Source organism: Gulosibacter massiliensis (genome assembly GCF_900626105.1).
Taxonomy (GTDB): Bacteria; Actinomycetota; Actinomycetes; order Actinomycetales; family Microbacteriaceae; genus Gulosibacter; species Gulosibacter sediminis.
The window spans coordinates 895294-913996 of the sequence record NZ_UYZX01000001.1 but is presented as its reverse complement, the minus strand read 5'-3'; the positions used below and the strand labels follow the sequence as shown (position 1 = coordinate 913996).

General features: G+C 67.6%; 17 protein-coding genes and 2 tRNA genes. 12 read left to right on the top strand and 7 right to left on the bottom strand.

What is annotated here, in order from left to right; genetic code table 11:
• Nucleotides 1–75: 75 nt before the first annotated feature.
• Together EJL01_RS04410 and EJL01_RS04405 are read left to right on the top strand one after the other, a co-directional pair.
• Nucleotides 76–1137: an NlpC/P60 family protein gene (locus EJL01_RS04410; protein ID WP_125106419.1), complete on the top strand. Its 1062-nt coding sequence runs from the start codon at nucleotides 76–78 to the stop codon at nucleotides 1135–1137.
• 356 nt (nucleotides 1138–1493) lie between these two features.
• Complete coding sequence (locus tag EJL01_RS04405; RefSeq protein ID WP_125106418.1) at nucleotides 1494–1988, top strand: HNH endonuclease; 495 nt, start codon at nucleotides 1494–1496, stop codon at nucleotides 1986–1988.
• On the opposite strand, the gene EJL01_RS04400 is transcribed toward EJL01_RS04405, so the two are convergent.
• Nucleotides 1985–2494 carry an SRPBCC family protein gene (locus EJL01_RS04400; protein WP_125106417.1) on the bottom strand — a complete coding sequence of 170 codons (510 nt, stop codon included), beginning with the start codon at nucleotides 2492–2494 and terminating at the stop codon, nucleotides 1985–1987. The two genes, EJL01_RS04405 and EJL01_RS04400, sit on opposite strands and share 4 nt — an antisense overlap.
• A gap of 9 nt (nucleotides 2495–2503) precedes the next feature.
• Nucleotides 2504–3172, bottom strand: a complete 669-nt coding sequence (locus EJL01_RS04395) for an AIM24 family protein (protein WP_125106416.1) — start codon at nucleotides 3170–3172, stop codon at nucleotides 2504–2506.
• A gap of 155 nt (nucleotides 3173–3327) precedes the next feature.
• Here EJL01_RS04395 and EJL01_RS04390 point away from each other — a divergent pair, with 155 nt between their 5' ends.
• Nucleotides 3328–4746, top strand: coding sequence for an aldehyde dehydrogenase family protein (locus tag EJL01_RS04390; protein WP_125106415.1), 1419 nt, complete (start codon nucleotides 3328–3330; stop codon nucleotides 4744–4746).
• A gap of 59 nt (nucleotides 4747–4805) precedes the next feature.
• Here the strand turns inward: EJL01_RS04390 and EJL01_RS04385 are convergent.
• Nucleotides 4806–4877, bottom strand: a tRNA-Arg gene (locus EJL01_RS04385).
• Between the two features lie 87 nt (nucleotides 4878–4964).
• On the opposite strand from EJL01_RS04385, the gene EJL01_RS04380 reads away from it, so the two are divergent.
• From EJL01_RS04380 to EJL01_RS04375, 3 genes are read left to right on the top strand one after another with little or no spacing between them, the layout of a single operon-like run.
• A complete protein-coding gene (locus EJL01_RS04380) occupies nucleotides 4965–9023 on the top strand; it encodes an ATP-binding protein (protein ID WP_125106414.1) in 4059 nt (1352 codons plus the stop codon).
• Between the two features lie 17 nt (nucleotides 9024–9040).
• Nucleotides 9041–9211, top strand: a complete 171-nt coding sequence (locus EJL01_RS12935; RefSeq protein ID WP_164509714.1) for a hypothetical protein — start codon at nucleotides 9041–9043, stop codon at nucleotides 9209–9211.
• A gap of 6 nt (nucleotides 9212–9217) precedes the next feature.
• Nucleotides 9218–10528 (top strand): MFS transporter, encoded by a 1311-nt coding sequence (locus EJL01_RS04375; RefSeq protein WP_125106413.1) that lies wholly within the window; start codon nucleotides 9218–9220, stop codon nucleotides 10526–10528.
• A gap of 7 nt (nucleotides 10529–10535) precedes the next feature.
• Here EJL01_RS04375 and mscL read toward each other — a convergent pair whose 3' ends face one another.
• The 3 genes from mscL to EJL01_RS04360 form a co-directional block, all read right to left on the bottom strand.
• Entirely contained in the window at nucleotides 10536–10931 is a 396-nt protein-coding gene (gene mscL / locus EJL01_RS04370) for a large conductance mechanosensitive channel protein MscL (RefSeq protein WP_125106412.1), read from the bottom strand.
• Between the two features lie 114 nt (nucleotides 10932–11045).
• Entirely contained in the window at nucleotides 11046–12356 is a 1311-nt protein-coding gene (locus EJL01_RS04365) for an ISL3 family transposase (RefSeq protein ID WP_125106411.1), read from the bottom strand.
• 178 nt (nucleotides 12357–12534) lie between these two features.
• On the bottom strand, nucleotides 12535–13116 hold the full coding sequence (locus EJL01_RS04360; protein WP_125106410.1) for a 5-formyltetrahydrofolate cyclo-ligase: 582 nt from the start codon (nucleotides 13114–13116) through the stop codon (nucleotides 12535–12537).
• A gap of 43 nt (nucleotides 13117–13159) precedes the next feature.
• On the opposite strand from EJL01_RS04360, the gene galU reads away from it, so the two are divergent.
• The 6 genes from galU to EJL01_RS04330 all read left to right on the top strand — a co-directional run bounded on the left by galU (nucleotide 13160) and on the right by EJL01_RS04330 (nucleotide 18149).
• On the top strand, nucleotides 13160–14101 hold the full coding sequence (gene galU / locus EJL01_RS04355) for a UTP--glucose-1-phosphate uridylyltransferase GalU (RefSeq protein WP_125106409.1): 942 nt from the start codon (nucleotides 13160–13162) through the stop codon (nucleotides 14099–14101).
• 2 nt (nucleotides 14102–14103) lie between these two features.
• Nucleotides 14104–14739 carry a GNAT family N-acetyltransferase gene (locus tag EJL01_RS04350; RefSeq protein WP_125106408.1) on the top strand — a complete coding sequence of 212 codons (636 nt, stop codon included), beginning with the start codon at nucleotides 14104–14106 and terminating at the stop codon, nucleotides 14737–14739.
• A gap of 207 nt (nucleotides 14740–14946) precedes the next feature.
• Nucleotides 14947–15531 carry a TMEM164-related integral membrane acyltransferase gene (locus EJL01_RS04345; protein WP_164509713.1) on the top strand — a complete coding sequence of 195 codons (585 nt, stop codon included), beginning with the start codon at nucleotides 14947–14949 and terminating at the stop codon, nucleotides 15529–15531.
• A 9-nt stretch (nucleotides 15532–15540) separates the two neighbouring features.
• Nucleotides 15541–16800, top strand: a complete 1260-nt coding sequence (locus tag EJL01_RS04340; RefSeq protein WP_125106406.1) for a hypothetical protein — start codon at nucleotides 15541–15543, stop codon at nucleotides 16798–16800.
• Between the two features lie 81 nt (nucleotides 16801–16881).
• Nucleotides 16882–17865, top strand: a complete 984-nt coding sequence (locus EJL01_RS04335; protein ID WP_125106405.1) for a hypothetical protein — start codon at nucleotides 16882–16884, stop codon at nucleotides 17863–17865.
• A gap of 211 nt (nucleotides 17866–18076) precedes the next feature.
• Nucleotides 18077–18149 (top strand) — tRNA-Ala (locus EJL01_RS04330).
• 149 nt (nucleotides 18150–18298) lie between these two features.
• Here EJL01_RS04330 and EJL01_RS04325 read toward each other — a convergent pair.
• Nucleotides 18299–18631, bottom strand: a complete 333-nt coding sequence (locus EJL01_RS04325; RefSeq protein WP_125106404.1) for a cupin domain-containing protein — start codon at nucleotides 18629–18631, stop codon at nucleotides 18299–18301.
• Between the last annotated feature and the right edge of the window lie 72 nt (nucleotides 18632–18703).

The window sequence follows — 18703 nt, the reverse complement described above, 5'->3', positions numbered from 1 at the left end:
CGCCAACCCGCCCCCTCGGTACACTCACCAAAGTCTCGGTGGGCGGGGAAATATCCGCGGTGCGGAGGGTCGAAATTGGACAACACCACTCAGAATGGCGCAACGCTCACCCGCCGTCAGGCACGTGAGATCGAGCGCCGTACCGGCGTCCGCCCCGTGGCAAATGCCGAGCCCGGCTCGTCGTTCCACCGCGAGGACACCGGTCGCATCGAGCGCAACGAGATGACCGCGCTCATCTCGGTGCTGCCGACCGAACTCATTAACCAGCTCAGCGAGCCGGCTGCCGAGGCCGAGGCGCCCCGCGGCCTCACGGTCCGCGCCGCCCGCCCTGCAGCGCTCATCGCGCAGCGTCGCCGTCGTACCGCGGGTGGCTTCGCCGCCGCGGCCTCGGTGACCGCCCTTGCTGCCGTTGGTCTCACCACGGTTGCTGGTCAGGGTGCCGTTGTCGCTGACACGCAGCACCAGGCCGACCTCCTCTCGGCCGTAAACTCGCAGGTCACCGGCGCAACCGCCGACGCCGCGACCCAGGCTGCCGAAGACAAGAAGGCCGAAGAGGCCGCCGCGCAGGAGCAGTCGGCTCCCGCTGCCGAGTCGACCGAGGCAACCGAGATCGAGTCGTTCGACTCGGCAACCGTCGCTTCGGCGGCCGTGGCCGTGCCGACCGAAGAGCCCGAAGAGACCACGACTGCCGCCGACACGAGCTCGAGTTCGACTGAGGCCTCGTCGTCCGACAGCACCGGCAGCAGCAGCTCCGCGTCGACTCCGGCTCCCGCCCCCGCGACCGGCAACGTGCAGCAGGTCATGCTGAGCTACCTCCAGTCGATGCTTGGTTCGTACGGCATGGACTGCACCGACTACGTGCAGAACGCGCTCGCCGCGGCCGGCCTCACGACCGCTCGCCTCGACGGCGGCTACGACTACGGTGTTGGCGACTTCACGCAGTTCGGCACGCAGATCGACCCGAGCCAGGCGCAGGCCGGCGACATCATGATCAAGTACGGCTACCACGTCTCGGTCTACGCCGGTGGCGGCCAGGCCTACCACGGTGGCTGGAACGGCGCGAAGAACGACAACGTCCTCACCTCGTACCAGGGCGACCCGTACTTCTACGACGTCATCATCCGCGTCAACGGCTAGTACCGGTATCGCATGCGGGCGGGCAGCACTCTTCGAGTGGTGCCCGCCCGTTTGCGTTTTCGCCCCAGCGCGCAGTCGAGGTGTCGAACGCGTGAACTCTGCGTGACGAGCTCGCGCGTCGCCGAGGCAAGATCGGCAACTCCGGCCCGTTGGGCAGTAGCATCTTCCACAGATCACCCCGGTGACTCGAGTCCGAAAGGAGCAGTCATGACCTTGCAACGTCGTCAGGTCAGGCCGCAGGCGCGCGCCTGCTCCGGTTTCGAGCGCCATTTCCACCATGGAATAATCGCGCCTGCGTCTAGTTATGGCACTGCCTTGTGGCAGTGCCATTTTTTGTCTGCATTCCAGGAGCAAGCATGCGAACTCTCGTTTTGAACGCCGGGTACGAACCAATCGCCGTGGTCTCAGACCGCCGCGCGCTCGTGCTGGTGCTGGGTGGTAAAGCCGCCCTGCTCGAGGCCGACGATACAGTGCCGCTACGTTCCACGAACCAGGAGTTCTCCCGGCCGCGGGTGATCCTGCTCAAGCGCTACGTGCGCATCCCCATGGCGCGACGGATGCCCGTGTCACGCAAGGGCGTACTACGTCGCGACGACAACAGTTGCGCCTACTGCGGTCGCTTCGCGAACACGATCGACCACGTGCAGCCGCGCTCACGTGGGGGCCGCGACTCGTGGGAGAACCTCGTAGCGTGCTGCCTGCGTTGCAATAACGTCAAGGGAGACCGTACGCCCGAGGAGATGGGCTGGCAGCTACTGTGTCGCCCGGCGGCGCCACTGAGCCACGGCTGGCACGTGCGCGGGGTCGACCGGGACTCCTCGGAGGAGTGGGCCCCGTACCTCGCGGCTTAGCGGTCGCGGTGGCGCGCGCCGTGGGGGAGCGACCCCGCGGTCGCGCGCTCGACGAGCTCGACGTCGCGGGCGGCGGCGCGGAAGTCGTCCATGCGTGCTTCGAGCAGCGCGCGGAGCTTCACGAGCATGACTTGCTCGGCCTGCGGCCCGAACACGGGGAGTCGGTGACGGAAGGTCGTCTTCCAGGTCACTCGGGTGCCACCGTCAGTCGGGGCGAAGTGCCAGCCCTCACCGTAGCTCTCGAGCCACCACGGCCCCTTGACGAGCCGCGTGCTCGAGAGCTGGCCGGGCATCCAGTGGTCGTACTCCTGGATCAATCGCAGCCCATCGTCGAGCCGCACGAACACCTGCGCGCCGCTGCCGAGTCTCGTCGCATCGCGCAGCAGAAGCTGCTTGACGACACGCGTGTCCCACGCCGTGCGGTCGGGACCGAGCGTGTGCGCGAGCGCGAACGCTTCTTCGGGAGTGAGTGGAACGGTGGCCGTGACTTCGTACGACTGCGACATGCCCCCAGTCTACGAAGCGGCCTGCACGGGCCACCCCTCGGAGGGCTGGATCACGACAAATCCCTGGCCGTGGAAAGCCAACTGGAACGCCTCGCCGCTGCCGCGGCCGATGAGCGAGCCCATCTTGAAGTCATTCTTCAGCGTCGGCTGGAGGTTGGCCGACCACGCGACGGTGGCCTGCGGATCGGTGAACACCGGACCCTGGCTTGCGTCGAGCACGAAGGGTGTGCCGTCAGACGTCAGCGCAACCGTACCGCTGCCGCCGATCTCGAGATTGAACAGGCCGCCGGCGAGCAAGCCAGCGTTGCCGAGCATCCGCGGCTCGTACTGAAGGGTGTCGTCAAACGCGAGCAGGTGGTCGGTGTTGAGGGTGATGCCCTCGTTCTCGAGCTCCATCATGAAGACCTGCTGGGCGCGGTTCGCGAACCATGCCTCGCCCTGGCCGGTCACGTGCATGAGGCCCTTGCCCTCGCCCGTGAACTGCTTCTTGAAGAACTGGCCCACCGACTTGGAGCCCTGGTGGGCGAAGTCGAGCCCGCCGCGGTAAGCAACCATGACGCCCTTGCGCGCTATCACACCGGGGCCGAAGCCCGTGCGTAGCAGTCGGCTGCTCTCGAGCACCCAACGGTCGGTCGACGGGTCGCGAAAGTTGTCCTTGTCAAAGATTGGGCTGCGCATGGTGTATTCCTTTCGTTCTGCAGCAAGTTATACACGCGTTGACCAGGTGCGCTCACTGCTTGCCCGCCGGTGCACCCCTTGCGGTGGAGGCGGATTACTCCAGGGGGCGGACATAGGCTGGCCAAACACCATCAACGTCGATGAAACGAGGGTCCATGTTCTCTACTGCTGACGAACTCATTGCCGCGCTGCAGCCCGCAAGCGGCGGTCGAGACGTTATCGATCCGAGCACCGGTGAGGCATTCACACAGGTGCCCGTTGCCGCGTCGGAAGACCTCGATGCGGCGATCGACCGTGCCGAAGCCGCGCAGAAGTCGTGGGCCAAGCTGTCCCATGCCGAGCGCAGCGACTACCTGAACAAGGCGGCGGATGCGATCGAGGCGTCGAGCGAGGCACTCGCCGTGCTCCTGTCGCGCGAGCAGGGCAAGCCGCTCAACGGCCCAAACGCCCGCTTCGAGGTCGGCGCGTGCGTGAGCTGGCTGCGCGCGACCGCGGCCTTTGAGCTTGAGCCCGAGGTCGTCATGGAGGACGACACGCAGCGTGCCGAGCTCCACTACGACCCGATCGGCGTCGTCGCCGCGATCAACCCGTGGAACTGGCCGATGATGATCGCCATCTGGCAGTTCGCGCCGTCGCTGCGCATGGGCAACACGGTTGTCTCGAAACCCGCAAGCTCGACCACGCTGTCGGTCCTCGCGCTTGCGAAGGTCATGAACGAGGCGCTGCCCGAGGACGTGCTCATCGTCGTGCCGGCGAACAGCAAGGTCGGCGCGGCGCTCACGGGCCACCCGAAGATCGGTAAGGTCATGTTTACCGGTTCGACCGAGGTCGGCCGCATCATCGCGCGCGACGCCGCCGAGAACATCGCCCGGGTCACCCTCGAGCTCGGCGGCAACGACGCGGGCATCGTGCTGCCCGATGTTGATGCCAAGGCAATCGCAGAGGACCTCTTCTGGGGCGCGTTCATCAACACCGGCCAGACCTGTGCTGCACTGAAGCGCCTCTACGTTCCGGCCGAGATCTACGACGACGTCGTTGAGGCGCTCGTCGAGGTCGCGAAGAACATGCCGATGGGTAACGGCCTCGACGAGCAGAACGTGCTCGGCCCGCTGCAGAACCAGGGCCAGTACGAGGTCGTGGACCGCCTCGTCAACGCAGCCCGCGACGGCGGCGCGACGATCAACGTCGGCGGCGACCCGGATGCGTCGGCTCCCGGCTATTTCTACCCGACCACGATCGTGTCGAACATCAGCAACGACAACCCGCTCGTGGCCGAAGAGCAGTTCGGCCCGGCCCTGCCGATCATCAAGTACGACTCGCTCGACCAGGCGATCGAGTGGGCGAACAGCCTCGAGGTTGGCCTCGGCTCGAGCGTGTGGAGCTCCGACACGGCGAAGGCCGTCGAGGTCGCCCGCCAGCTCGAGGCCGGCACGACGTGGATCAACGCGCACGGCGCGATCGACCCGCGCATCCCGTTCGGCGGCGCGAAGGCGTCGGGCTACGGCCTCGAGTTCGGCACCGCCGGTCTCAAGGCGCTCGGCCAGCCGCACGTCATCACGATCCCCAAGGCGTAATCGCCGTCACGAACAAACCGCGGCCCCACTCGTTTGAGTGGGGCCGCGGTTTCGCTGTGTGCCCTCGGCGGGAATCGAACCCGCGCGCACCCTTTAGGAGAGGGATGCTCTATCCACTGAGCTACGAAGGCGCACTGCAATCGTAGCGGGCCCGCGAATGCATGAAACTCCACGGGCACTGCGGCAATCACCGGGCAACGTCGCCTAGGTTGAAACCTGTGTGGGGCATTTTCCGGAGGCAGAACGCCAAGAACAACGACGAAGCAACCGTCGACGTCTCGGCGGAGCGCGATCGCAAGGAGGCGAGCGCGACTGAACCCATTCTCGAACGCGAGCAGCGCGAGCGAGAACTCGAGGACGGCGTCGCGGTTGGTGATCGCCCGACCGAGTGGATTAATCAGGCGCGCGCCACCCGGGCGACCAAGCCTGCCGACGAGACGCCCGAGCCGACCGACACCACCGCGTTTGCGCCGATGCCGACGCTGCCGGCGGTCGAGGTAGAGGAGCGGGAAGCAGAAGCGAGCTCCGAAGCGCCGGCCGACAGCGAGTTTGCCGCACCCGAGACGTCACCCGTCGCGGCGCAGCCGGTCAACATCGGCGACACGCACGTGCGCTGGCGCGAAGAAATTGCCGAGCTCGGCGGCACCTCGCCGCTGCGCAACTTCGCGGCTCGCCGGGGCACCTACATCGACCTGACGACGGCGCACCCCTCGGGCATCGCGACGCTGCTTGCGCGGCGCCCCGTCATGCTCTCGAGTCTCGTGCGCGAGCCGATCGCTTTCCGCACCGCCCTCGAGGCAGCGGGTCTCGTCGCGCGTCGCGGCGCCGAGCTCGAGGCGGGGCGCGGGCTGAGCTGCGTGCAACTCGCGATCGGGTTTGCGAGCTGGCTTTCGAGCGACGGGGAGCTCCACGCCCCGATCTTCCTGCGCACCGCGACCCTGCGTCGCCTCGGCCGCGACTATGAGATTCGCCTGCGGGGCAAGCTGCAGCCGAACATCGCGCTGCTGCGTGCGCTATTCGACGACGGCGTGACCGTGCGCGCGAGCGAGTTGCAGACCCGGCTCGGCGACTCGGGCTCGCTGTTCCCCGACGCCGCGTTCGAGTACGTGCGTGAGGCCGGGGCGAACCTGCCGAAGTTCGAGATTGACTCGATGGCGGCGCTCTCGACCTTTGCCGACTTCTCGGGCGCCATGCTCGACGACGCCAAGCAACTGCGGCACCCAGTGCTCGACGCGCTTGCGGGCGACCGGGATGCGCGGGCGCGGCTCGCGCGGCCGATCAGCGCCGAGACGTCGATCGACCCCGACCGCCGCGACCCAGCATCCGACCGGCTGCTGCTCGACGCCGACACCGAGCAGGAGCGCGTCGTCGACGCGATCCTCGGCGGCTCGAGCTTCGTCGTCGAGACCCTGCCCGGCACCGGTGTCACTCAGACTGTCGTCAACGCGATCGGCCACCTCGTCGACCGCGACCGTCGCGTGCTCGTCGTGACGCCTCGCATCGCCTCGATTCGGGCCATCCGCGCGCGGCTCAAGCACGTGGGGCTCGAGGGCCTCGCGGTGACGTCGCGTACGCTGCGCCGCGACGTCATCGCCGCGATCTCGCGCAACGAGCGTGCCGATCGCCCGAACACCGCCGACCTTGACGACGCGCTCGTGCGCCTGCGTCGCGTGCTCGCCGACTACCGCAGCGCGCTGACGACCGACCACCCCGAGTTCGGGGTGTCGCCGCTCGACGCGCTCGAGGAACTCAGCCGTCTCGAACTGCGCGATGTGCCGCCGTCGACGACCGCGCGCCTCGGCCACGAGCAGCTCGTCGCGCTGCGCGAGCCCGCGAAGCGCGCCGGCGTCGCCGAGCAGATGCGCGACCTCGCCGAGCTGGGGGAATTCCGCTTCTCGCACGACGAGTCGCCCTGGTACGGGCTCGGCTTCCAGAGCACCGACGAGGTCGAGCACGTGCACTCGACCGCCGTTCGCCTCGCCGACGGCCGCACGAGCGAGCTGCTGCGCTCGGGCGAAAAGCTCATCGAGCAGACGAACCTCCGCGCCCCCGAGACCTTCGCCGAGCTCGGCATCTACCTGCGGCTGCTCGCAGACATTCGCGAGACGCTCGACCGCTTCACGCCCGAGATCTTCGACGCCGACCTTTCTGAGCTCATCGAGGCGACCGGCCCGCGCCGCGAAGGCAGCGACATGTCGGCCTCCCGCCGCCGCGAACTGCGCAACTACTCGCGCGAGTTCGTGCGCCCCGGCGTCACCGTGAACGAGCTGCACGAGTCGCTCAAGTACGTGCAGCGCCAGCGCATCATGTGGCACCGCTACGTGCGCGACGCCGCGCAGCCGAACGTGCCGACCGGCATCGACCGCATGCGTTCGGAGTGGCGCGACGTGAATGCGCTCGTGCAGATCGTCGACGCGCCCCTCGGCGACGCCGGCAAGACGACGCTCGCCGAAACGAAGCTCGACGAGCTCGAGGAGCGCCTGCAGCAGTTCGCCGCAAAGTCAGAGGTGCTCGACAACGCCGTGGATCGGCTCGCCCTCAACGAGCAGCTGCGTGGCCAGGGCCTCGGCGAACTGCTCGACGACCTCGGTGAGCGCCACCTCGAGCCCCACGAGGTCGAGGACGAGCTCGAACTCGCCTGGTGGCAGTCGGTGCTCGAGGAGCAGCTCGCGAACGAGAAGGCGCTGCTCAACGCGAACACGCGCGTGCTGACGCGACTCGAGAGCGACTTCCGGGTCGTCGACGAGGCGCACACCGCATCCAGCGCCGACCAGCTCGCCTGGCAGCTCGCGCAGGCGTGGAAGGTCGCGCTCGTCGACCGCGCCGAGGAGGCGGACTCGCTGCGAGAGCTGCTGCGCACGCCCGGCCTGACCTCGCGCCAGCTCGTGGACCAGGCGGCGGGCCTCTCGCGCTCGGTGTCGCAGGTGTGGATCACGACGCCCTACGACGTGCCCCGCATCGACCCGCGCCCGAAGTTCGACGCCGTGCTGCTCGTCGATGCCGCGGCCGTGCAGACCTCCGAGGTCGTCGGCGCGATCCGTCGCGGCACGCAGGTGATCGCCTTCGGCGACCCGGTGACGCAGTACCCGACCCCGTTCAGCGTGGCCGTGCTGCCGCCGAGCGAGCCGCAGCCGGGCGTGAACCGCAGCGAGGCCGAGGTGCAGGCGAGCATCGACGACACCGCGTATGCGCAGCTCGCGAAGCTGCTGCCGACTATCTCCCTGACCCGCTCGTACCGCGCCGGTGGCGAGGACCTCACGGAGCTCGTCAACGAGCGCTTCTACGGCGGCCGGCTGCACTCGATGCCCTGGGCCGGCGCGTTCCTCGGGCACTCCTCGCTCACCTACTCGTATGTGCCCGGCGGCACGGGCCTGCCCGACCGCCGCACCGGCACCGTCGAGGCGACCGACGCCGAGGTGACGCGCGTCGTTGAGCTCGTGCTCGACCACGCCATCCACCGCCCGCGCGAGTCGCTCATGATTGTGAGCGCGTCGGCGGCGCACGCCGAACGCGTCGAGCAGGCGATCTGGTCGGCGGTCTCGCAGCGCAGCGACCTCGCCGAGTTCTTCACGAAGCCGCGCAACGAGCCGTTCACCGTCGCGACCATCGAGGCCTCGGTGGCGCAGGCGCGCGACCGCGTCATCTTCTCGCTCGGCTACGGCGTGACGCCGCACGGCCGCGTGCTCTCGGACTTCGGCGTGCTCGGCAGCCCCCTCGGCGAGCGCGCGCTCGCCGTCACGATGACACGCGCGCGTCGCTCGCTCGTCATCGTGACCTGCGTGCGCCCCGACCAGTTCGAGGTGTCACGCCTGACCCGCGGCACCGTCGGCCTCGCCGAGATCCTCACCGAGCTCGGTGAGCGCACCGAGCAGCCCGGCGGTTCCGACCCCGACGGCAGCGGCGACGCGCCGATGCTCGTCGACCTCGCGCGCCGCCTCGCGTCGTTCGGGATGCGCGTCGAACTCGGCTTCCGCGGCGAAATTCCGCTCGCGGCGTCGTACGGCAACCGGGCCATTGTCATCGACATGGATGTGGCGGCCGGCGAGTCGGCGCCGACCACGACGCTGCGCGAGTCGCTGCGCTTGCGGCCCGAGCTGCTCAAGCGCCTCGGCTGGTACTACCTGCGCGTGCGCGCATTCGAGCTGTTCGCGAACCCCGAGGCCGTGGCCCGGCGCATCGCGATCGCACTTGACGTGCCGATCCCCGACGAGGATGCGGCCGATCTGCCCGAGCTCACGCGCGGCAAGCCGCAGCTGCCTCGAGCGGAGGCGGAGTGACCCGCAAGCATCGGCGGGTGATCACCGAGCCACCCGCTGGCAGCGATCCGCATCCGGCCGACACCTATCGCGAGCTCGCGGGCGAAGACCGCCCCGAGCAGTGGGGGGATGCGCCGCGCAAGGCGGAAGACTCCGCCAACGATGACCGGCTGCGCGACAACGTGCCGCCACACAACGTGAACGTTTAGGTGTCGATGAGCACGCGTCACCCCGAGCGCGACGACGAAGAACGTGATCTCGTCGCCGCCGAGACCGGGCAGATTTCACTTGATGAGATCGCCGCCGCCGCGAAGCAGGCCGACCGTATCCCGCGCGAGATCTGGATCCTGATCGGCGCGACGTTCTTTGTCGCTGTGGGATTCGCGCTCGTCGTGCCCGTGCTGCCGCAGTATGCCGAGAGCTTCGGGGTCGGCGCGTTCCTCGTCTCGGTGGTGGTGAGCGCGTTTGCGTTCATGCGCTTCATCACGGCGCCCGTCGGCGGCATCCTTGTCGACCGCTTTGGCGAGCGGCCGATGTACATCGCCGGCCTGCTCATCGTCGCAATTTCGAGCTTCGCATCCGCCTTTGCGAGCAGCTATGTCGAACTGCTCATCTTCCGCGGGCTCGGCGGCATCGGTTCGGCGCTCTTTACCCTCTCGGCATCGGCGATGGTTGTGAAGTTCTCGCCCCCGCGCATCCGCGGTCGCGTCACGTCGCTGTGGTCGGGCACCTTTCTCATCGGCAACATCTCGGGGCCGATCTTCGGCGGGATCCTCGGTCAGGCCGGTATGAGCGTGCCATTCTTTGTGTATGGCTGCGCGCTCGTCGTCGCTGCGGTGATCGTCGCCGTGCTGCTGCGCGGCGGCCGGTCGCGCGCGAGCGCTGGCGCGGTGAAGTTGCCGCCGATGACGTTCGCCGAGGCGTTGGCGATTCCGGCCTATCGCACCTCGCTGCTGTTTGGCTTTGCGAATGGCTGGGCGAACCTCGGCATGCGGGCGGCGGTAATTCCGCTGTTCGTGAGCCAGGTCGTCAATGACGAGCCGTATGCCGCGGGCCTCGTGGTTGCCGCAGCGGCGATCGGCATGGTGCTTATCCTGCAGTGGTCAGGCCGCGCGAGCGACCACCGTGGTCGTCGACCGCTTATTCTCGCCGGGCTCGTCGTGTCGTCGGCCGCGATGGTCGCCATGGTGTGGTCGCACGAACTTTGGGTGGTGCTGCTGGTCAGCTTCGTCGCCGGCATCGGCAGCGGGCTCTGCGGGCCGGTGTCGCAGGCCGCGGTCGGCGACATCATCGGGCCGAACCGCTCGGGCGGGCGGGCGCTGTCGCTGTTCCAGATGCTGCAGGACCTCGGGCAGATCGCGGGGCCGATGATCGCTGGCCTGCTCATCGACTTCGTGAGCTATGAACTTGCCTTTGTCGTCGCGGCGGTCGTGCTGTTGCTGCCTGGGATCGCCTGGGCATTCACGCGCGACACCTTGCCCGGACATGAAACTGGGCCCGGCCAACGGCCGAGCCCAGTGCGGTAAGCAGTGACTACTGCTGACGGGTTGCGAGCAGGTCGCGGATCTCGACGAGCAGGTCGGTCTCGGTCGCCACGGCCTCTTCCTCTTCTGGGCGGTGGCCGTGCTTGCGGATGTACATGGCTTCGTTCAACTTGTTCATCGGCTGGACGATGACGAAGTAGACGACGAGCGCGATGAGCAGGAAGTTGATGACGGCGGCGATGACCTGGCCGACGCCGAAGGCGACGGGGCCAACCTGCCACACGGCGCTGGCGAGCTGGTCAGCGTTGAACATTGCGGCGATGAGCGGGTTGAAGATGCCCTCAACGAGCGCGTTGACGATCGCAGTGAATGCAGTGCCGATGATGACCGCGACGGCAAGTTCGACGACATTGCCCCGCATGATGAATTCTTTGAAGCCTTGCATGGCTCCTCCTTGTGAGTCGGAAATATCGTGATGTCCGGCTACCGGGGAGAGGGCGCACCCGCCGAGTTTGCGGCCGGGCGCAATCATCGCAGCAGCGGTCTGAGCATAACCGGCTCATCGCAATCGAGGGTGTAGGAGTGGTCTGAAGCCGCCGGCTTCGAGCAGTGACCGTGTGATGTAGTGAGTCAGGTTGCGGAAGCCCAGGGCCGAGCCGCGGAGGTGTTCGAGGCGCCCGTTGATCGCTTCGGTGGGTCCGTTCGAGGTGCCGGGGCGTTCGAAGAACGCGAGCACGTCGGCGGCGCGCTGCTTCAACGTCCGCCCGAGTCGGCGGATCTCGGTGAGAGCGGCGGGGACGCCGCTGCTGACGGCGTCGATCACTGCGCGCATCATCTCCTTGGCCTTGTTCTTGTCGGGTTCGCGGTAGGCCGCGACGATGCGCTGGTAGATGCCCCAGGTCGCTTCGACCTCGATGTGCTCCTCGACGGCGAATACCGCGTCGAGGCGGGCGGTCTGCTTCTCGGTGAGGAAGCTCGCGCCGGTGTGAAGGATGCGGCGGACACCGTAGAGCGGGTCGCCGGCGTGGCCGCGGTGCCCGAGGGTGTCCTGCTGGACGCGCTGCCGGGTCCGGTCCAGGGCGTCGCCGGCGAGGCGGACGACGTGGAACGGGTCCATGACGGGGACGGCGTCGGGGAGTTCCTCGGCCGCGGCGGTCTTGAAGCCGCTGAACCCGTCCATCGCGACCACCTCGATCGCCTTCGACCAGTCCTTGGGTCGGGCGGCGAGCCACTGCTTGAACACCTGCTTCGAGCGGCCCTCGACCATGTCCAGCAGCCGTGCCGGGCCCGTCTTGTTCCTCGCGGGGGTGAGGTCGATGATCACCGTCACGTACTTGTCGCCGAGGCGGGTGTGTCGCCAGACGTGCTCGTCGACACCGATCGTGGTCACCCCGTCGAACCTGGTCGGGTCGTCGATGAGCCGCCGCTTGCCCTCGGCGAGGATCGCGGTGTTCGCGGTGTGCCAGGACACCCCGAGGCCTGCTGCGGCTCGGGTGACGGTGAGGTGGTCGACCACGATCGCGGTGAGTGCCCACGCGATCCCGCCGCGGGAGATCTTCGCCCGCGGCGCCGCAGCCTTCGTCGTGTCCTGCCGCCACGTTCGGCGGCAGTGTCCGCACCGGTAGCGGCGCACGCGGACCAGCAGCGTCGTCGGCCGATGCCCGAACGGCTCGTGCGCGAGCGGCCGGGTCACCGTGTCACGCGGCACACCCTCAGCGCCGCACTTCCGACACCACGGATCGTCGTCGACGACGCGGCACTCAAGTACTGCCCGGTCGGGCTCGAGCAGCTGTCCGACGGCTTCGAGGCCGAGCTCGTCGAGGCGGCAGAACGTGGTGAGGTCAGGGGTCGCGAACGTAGGGTGGTGCAAGTCGAGGTCTTCCGGCGGACGGTGAGTGTGAGAACTTCCATCCTGGAAGACCTCGACGTCTATCCGCGAACCAGCCGGCGCCCCTCGACTACACCCTCAACTGCGAAGAGCCGCATAACCCTGCGCTGAATAAACAAGTGCGACACGCCGCACAGTTCATCGGAATTTGGGTCGCTGGTTAATTCGCGTTGGCGGGCGTTTCGAGGTAGACCGATGGTGTCACGATGCCTGCGATGCGCACATCGTGGGGCTCGCGGGGCAAGCGTTCGAGCACTTCGTCGTCGTGCACGACCGCGATGATTCGCGCCCGCTGCTCCGGTTCAAGCACGGCGAGGGCACGATCGTAGTAGCCGCCGCCCCAGCCGAGTCGGGTGCCGCTGCGGTCGGCTGCGGCGGCTGGCAGCAGGAGGAGCTCGGCGGTGTCGAGGCCGGAGGCGAGGGCTGGGCCGACCGGTTCGGGCACGCGCAGTCGCGGATGCTCGGCTAACTCGCCGGTGTCGACGCACCACTCGAGGGTGGTTTCGGAGCTGGCGCGGGGAAGGAGCACCTGCACGTCGTGGTCGCGGGCCCAACTCAGGAACGCGGCGGTCGGTGGCTCGAGGGTGGTGGACGCGAAGCAGGCGACCACGCGGGCGTCGAACTTGCGCGTGAGGCCGCGCAGCTGCTCGGCAAGGCTGTCGGCGAGGGCCGCGGTGGCGGTCTGCCCGCGCATCCGTCGCATGCCGCGCACCGTTGCGCGGAGCTCGTATTTGCTGGCCATGGGTCAACGCTAGCGGTCAACGCGGATGGTTAGGATGCACAGTATGACGTTTGAGGTGAACAAGGCGGTCATTCCCGCTGCTGGTCTCGGCACCCGGTTCTTGCCGGCAACGAAGGCGATGCCGAAGGAGATGCTTCCAGTCGTCGATCGGCCCGCGATCCAGTACGTGGTCGAAGAGGCCGTCGAGGCGGGACTGACCGACATCCTCATGGTGACCGGTCGAAACAAGACGCCGCTTGAGAATCACTTCGACCGCGTCCTCGAGCTCGAGTCGGCGCTCGAGGAGCGCGGCGACCAGCACAAGCTCGAGGCCGTGCGCCACGCGAGCAACCTCGCGGACGTGCACTACCTGCGTCAGGGCAGCCCACTCGGCCTCGGCCACGCGGTCTACCGCGCCCACCAGCACGTCGGTGACGAGTCGTTCGCGGTGCTACTTGGTGACGACATCATCGCCGAGGGCGGCCAGCTGCTGCGAGAGATGGTGCGCGTGCACCGCGAGACCGGCGCGAGCGTCGTCGCGGTGCAGGAGGTGCCGCAGGAACAGGTGTCGTCATACGGCGTGGTCGCGCCGCAGCTCGTCGACGGCGAGTTCAAGAGCGCCGGCGACTACGAGTGGCCGACCTATTGGGTGAACTCGCTCGTCGAGAAGCCCGCCGTTGAGGATGCCCCGTCGAACTTCGCGGTGATTGGTCGCTACGTGCTCCGCCCAGAGGCGTTCGAGATTCTCGAGAACACTCCTCCCGGGCGCGGCGGCGAGATTCAGCTCACCGACGCCCTCGTCGAGATGGCCGCGAACCGTGAGGAAACCGGCGGTGTCGTAGCCCTCGTCTACGGTGGCCGCCGCTTCGACACCGGCAACAAGTTCGAGTACCTCAAGGCGAACGTCGAGCTCGCGATCGCGAACGCTGAGCACGGCCCCGAGGTGCGCGAGTGGATTCAGCAGTACGCGCAGCAGCTCGCGCAGCAGACGAAGAACGGGAACTAGTCATGTTCGCCGGGGTGGAGCATCCCGCGCTGAACGACGGCGAGCTCACGCTGCGCCCGCTTCGCACCCGCGATGCGCGGGAGCTCGAACGTGTGTTGCTCGAGAACCGGCCGTGGCTGCAGCCCTGGGAAGCAACGCTGCCGGGTGGCTCCGGTAATTGGAACGTGCGGGGCGCGGTGCGCTCGCTGCTCGAGCAGTCGGCGCAACGCGTTGCGGTGCCGTGGGTACTCGAGGCTGAAGGGCAGTTGGTAGGCCAGCTGACGATGTCGAACATCCAGTGGGGCGCCGTGCTGCAGGGCACGATTGGGTACTGGGTCTCGCAGAGCGTTGCGGGTCGCGGGTTCACGCCGAGCGCCGTGGCGATGGCCACCGACTACGGCTTTCGCGCGTTGGGCCTGCACCGGGTCGAGATCTGCATTCGTCCCGAGAATGGTCCGTCGCTGCGGGTCGTCGAGAAACTGGGGTTTCGATACGAGGGGCGCCGCGACCGATACATCCACATCGATGGTGACTGGCGCGACCACTACTGCTTCGGGCTCGTGCGCGATGAGGTGCCGCAGGGAGTGCTGGCGCGCTGGCGGGCGGGCCAGGTCGACGAGCGGGTCGCGGTGCGGCCCGAAACGGGACCGCTCGCGTAGTTCGGGCGGCGGCCCTGCGGGAGATTACCGGCTCGATGCCGAGCTACGGGGCAGCGCACTGGTTGATGCTGGCATTGCTCGTCGTCCTCGTGGCCGTATGCGTGCCGCTGGCCCGACGCATCCGCGGTACTGAGCGCGAGGCGCGCGTGTATCGCAGGTGTGGGTGGGTGCTGCTCGCCTGGTCGATCGGGTGGTGGGGCTGGGGGGGTGCTGCCCGAGAACTGGAACCCGGGGGAGTCGCTGCCGCTGCACTACTCGGATGCGCTGCGGCTCATTGCCGCTTTGGCACTGATCACGCGGCGGAGGTTGTGGCTTGCGCTGCTGTTCTTCTGGGGTCTCACGCTGAACCTGCAGGCAGTCGTGACCCCGTCGCTGAACTACTACGTGTCGGCCCCGGCGGAGTTTGTCGATTACTGGAGCTTTCATCTGCTCGTGCAGCTCGCGGCGATCGTGATCGTTTGGGGCTATGGGTATCGACCCACGTGGCGCGAGTACTGGTGGGCCTTCGGCTCGGCGGTGGTGTGGGCGGTCGTCGCGGGGGTCGGGAATGTGGTTTCAGGAGGCAACTATGGGTTCCTCGCGCACAAGCCGGCGACCGCATCCGCCCTGAACGTGATGCCGGAGTGGCCCTGGTACGTGCCGATCGTGCTGCTGCTCGTCGGGGGTGTGTGGGCACTGATGACCTGGCCGTTCGCCCGCGGGCGCGGGAAACTGCGAAATACCTGGGAAACCACATACGTCACACCAGACACTCCCAGAACAATCCGCTGCAACGATCGGGCGGCCCCCTAGCGTGGTCGCATGCAGGAATTCGGAGGGGCAAGCAGTCTCGCGCTCGCGTTGATCGCGCTGCTTGCCGTCGGATTTTACGTGCCGACGTGGGTGCGCGAGCACAACGCTCGGGCGTCCGAACGAAATGCGGTGCGACTGCAGCAGACGATTCGCGCGCTCGCGCAGACGGCCGCTCACCCCGAGGTCTACGAGCTCGAGGCGAACGCCCGCGAGGTGCGCACGCAGCGCCGCGAGCTGAAGCGGGCGCGTCAGCTCGAGGCCGACGCGGTGCGCGAGCAGGTGCGCGCGGAGGCGGCAGAACGAGAGGCATCCGCCCGGCTGGAACTGGCCGAGGTGCGAGCAAGCAAGCAGGAACGAGAGGCAGCGGAGGCGGAGATGGCAGACGCAATTGCACGACGTGAGGCCGCTGCTCGGGCGCGGGCGGCAGCGGCTCGCGCGGCGCAGCGTGAGGCAGAGATTCGCGGCACGTGCGAAACTGCGCAGGAGCGCTGGGCCGGCGGCTCGTCGGGCTCGGAGCGCGCGGTCGAGCGCAAGATTACGGGGCAGGTGCCTCGGCTCGCCGGCTCGCGCGAGGCGGCGAAGCGTCGCCAGCGCGGTCGCCTCACAGCAACCGGCGTGGGCGCGTCTGGTCTGCTGCTTGCCGTGATTGGCCTGGTCGTCGGTCTCAGTGGGCTCGGTATTTCGCTGCTGGTGTTCGGCGTCACGGCGGCGGTTGGCGCTGCCTGGATGCTTTCTCGCATTAATTCGGTGTGGCTCGCGCAGCAGGACGAAGTCGTCGTGGCCGCACCTGAGGCGCAGGAGATCGCCGAGCAACTTGAGGAGATCGCGGAGGCGCAGCCGAAGCAGCGCGACCTCATCTTCTTCGATGTCGAGACGCGCACGGACGCTGCGCCGGCTCCCGCGAACTCGTGGACGCCCGTGCCGCTGCCGAAGCCGCTCTATCTTGGCCGGGCGACGTCAGCCGAGCTTGGCAGGCCCCAGGGCGGCCCCGACGGTGGGCCCGATGGCCCAGGCAGCAAGCGTGATCAGATGGATGCTGATCTCGCGCAGCTCCTGCGTGAGGAGTCGGACCGCTCGACGCAGGCCCTGCGTGACGCGCACCGCGACGTTGCGAGCCTGCCGAATGGCGTGCAGCGCATCCGCCCGATTACCGTCGGCAGTGCGAGCGAGTGGAGCCACATGGGCGACGTCGACGCGATCGTTGAAGATGCAGGCGTCGGCGACTACGACGACTTGGATGCCGTGCTTCGTCGCCGTCGCGCGGGTTAGTCAGTAGGATGAGCGGTTGACGGTTGTCGTTCGTGGCGACCGGCAACTCCCATAATCAGCAACAAGGTTGGCAGGCACTCGATGGCGCGACGCGAAGGTCCGGATCCGTTCGACCAGACCAGCGGTGATCCGGTGCAGGTTGAGTCGGGTCTGTTCACTTCCCAGGGCCGTGACCGTGGGCGCACCGGGGCGTCGAATGCCCGTGCGGCCACCGGTGGTCTGGGCGCGCGTTGGCGGAGTTCTTCGCAGCAGCGCCGCGTCAACCTCGTCACGCTGCTCGTCGTCGTGCTCGTTGTTGTGATTGTGCTGCCGATGCTCATCTCGTTTGTCGGTGCGAACCGGCGAGAGGCGCTCGCCGCGGCGGATGCCGCTGGCGTGCAGCCCGTGAACGTGGTCGTCATTGACGCCGATGTGCAGGCGGCGGCAGATTCGTCGAACCCCGTGCTCGGTGCCTACGCGATGTCGTCGGCATTCGTTTCCAACGAGACGAGCGACGAGATGCAGAAGCGCATCGAGGCCGTATCGTCGTCGGTGATCGACAACAATGCTAGCGAGACGCAGTCGCTTTCGGATGACTCGATTTCGTACTTCACGGGCACCTATGCGCCCGAGCTCGTGTCGATGGTGCCCGAGCACAAGGCCAATTGGTCGGCGATGAACTGGGACACCTCGACCGAGATCGACACGGCCGCCGAGCAAGTCAACACGGCACTCGGTGGAGGGCAACTCGACCAGATCGCGAATGCGGTGATTCAGTTGGCGACTGCGCTGGGTGACGCTCGCGACGAGCACTACGCGAACCGTGTGACCTATGTGGCTCCCTCGCCGAAGGCGACGCAGGATCCCACCCCGAGCACAACGCCCGAGGAGACGGAAGAGCCAGAAGAGACCGAGGCCCCCGAAGAGACCGAGGCCCCCGAAGAGACCGAGGAGCCCGCCGAGACCGGCGGCATCGGTGGAGGTGGCAGCGACCCGGAGCCCACGTCGGACCCGGTTGACCCGGAGCCCAATCCGACCAGTGACGACACCGGTAACGGCGCCGGCAACGGCCTGGGCAACGGTTAAGACTGACTGCTCGTCCGTCGAATCGCCCGAGTCTCCAAGGGGCGCAGGACTATTGGGCGGGGTTTAGTAGGCCAACATTCCCATATTGTTCGTGCCTCGCCCGCGCGGCGCGAGCCTCTTGGCGTTGGTGTCAGTTCGCCCGGGCGCGTGGGTGGCCGCCATCGATTTCGCGCTGTCGCGAAACGGATGGTAACGTTGACTCTTGTTGTAAGGGCCTATGGCGCAGTTGGTAGCGCGTCTCGTTCGCAATGAGAAGGTCAGGGGTTCGAATCCCCTTAGGTCCACGTAAGTTGAGAAATTCGAAATCTGCCCCGTCTGATGGCGGGGCAGTTTCGTGTTCGGGCCGGGATCGTCTGCGGTGCTGCCGCTGCCGGACGCGAAGACGCTGGCGGCAGGCTCTCCGAGTGTTATGGGCAGTGGTTGACGGGCAGGCTCATGGCCGTTTCGCCACCGTCAAGACCACCACCGAGTCTTCGACTGCTTCCAGCCCGTGCGGGGCATCGGGTATGAACATCAGGTCGCCCGGGGAGCCGTTCCAGCTGGCGTCGTGACCAGTGAGGGTCACTCGTCCGTGGAGTACCTGCACGGTTGCTTCGCCTGGGTTCTCATGCTCGTGAAGCTCGGAGCCGGCACGCAGAGCGATCATCGTTTGTCGGAGGATATGTTCGTGGCCGCCGTAAATGGTATGGCCACTGCGCCCGCTTGACGCGTTTCTGGCGATCTCCAGTTGGTGGCGCATCAACGCTGGTAGGGATACTTTTTGCACGGAGCCTCTTCCGTTCGGGATGGACTGTCGGTAGCCGCCTCGTCGGACTATCCGGCCCAGCAGTGTGGACTG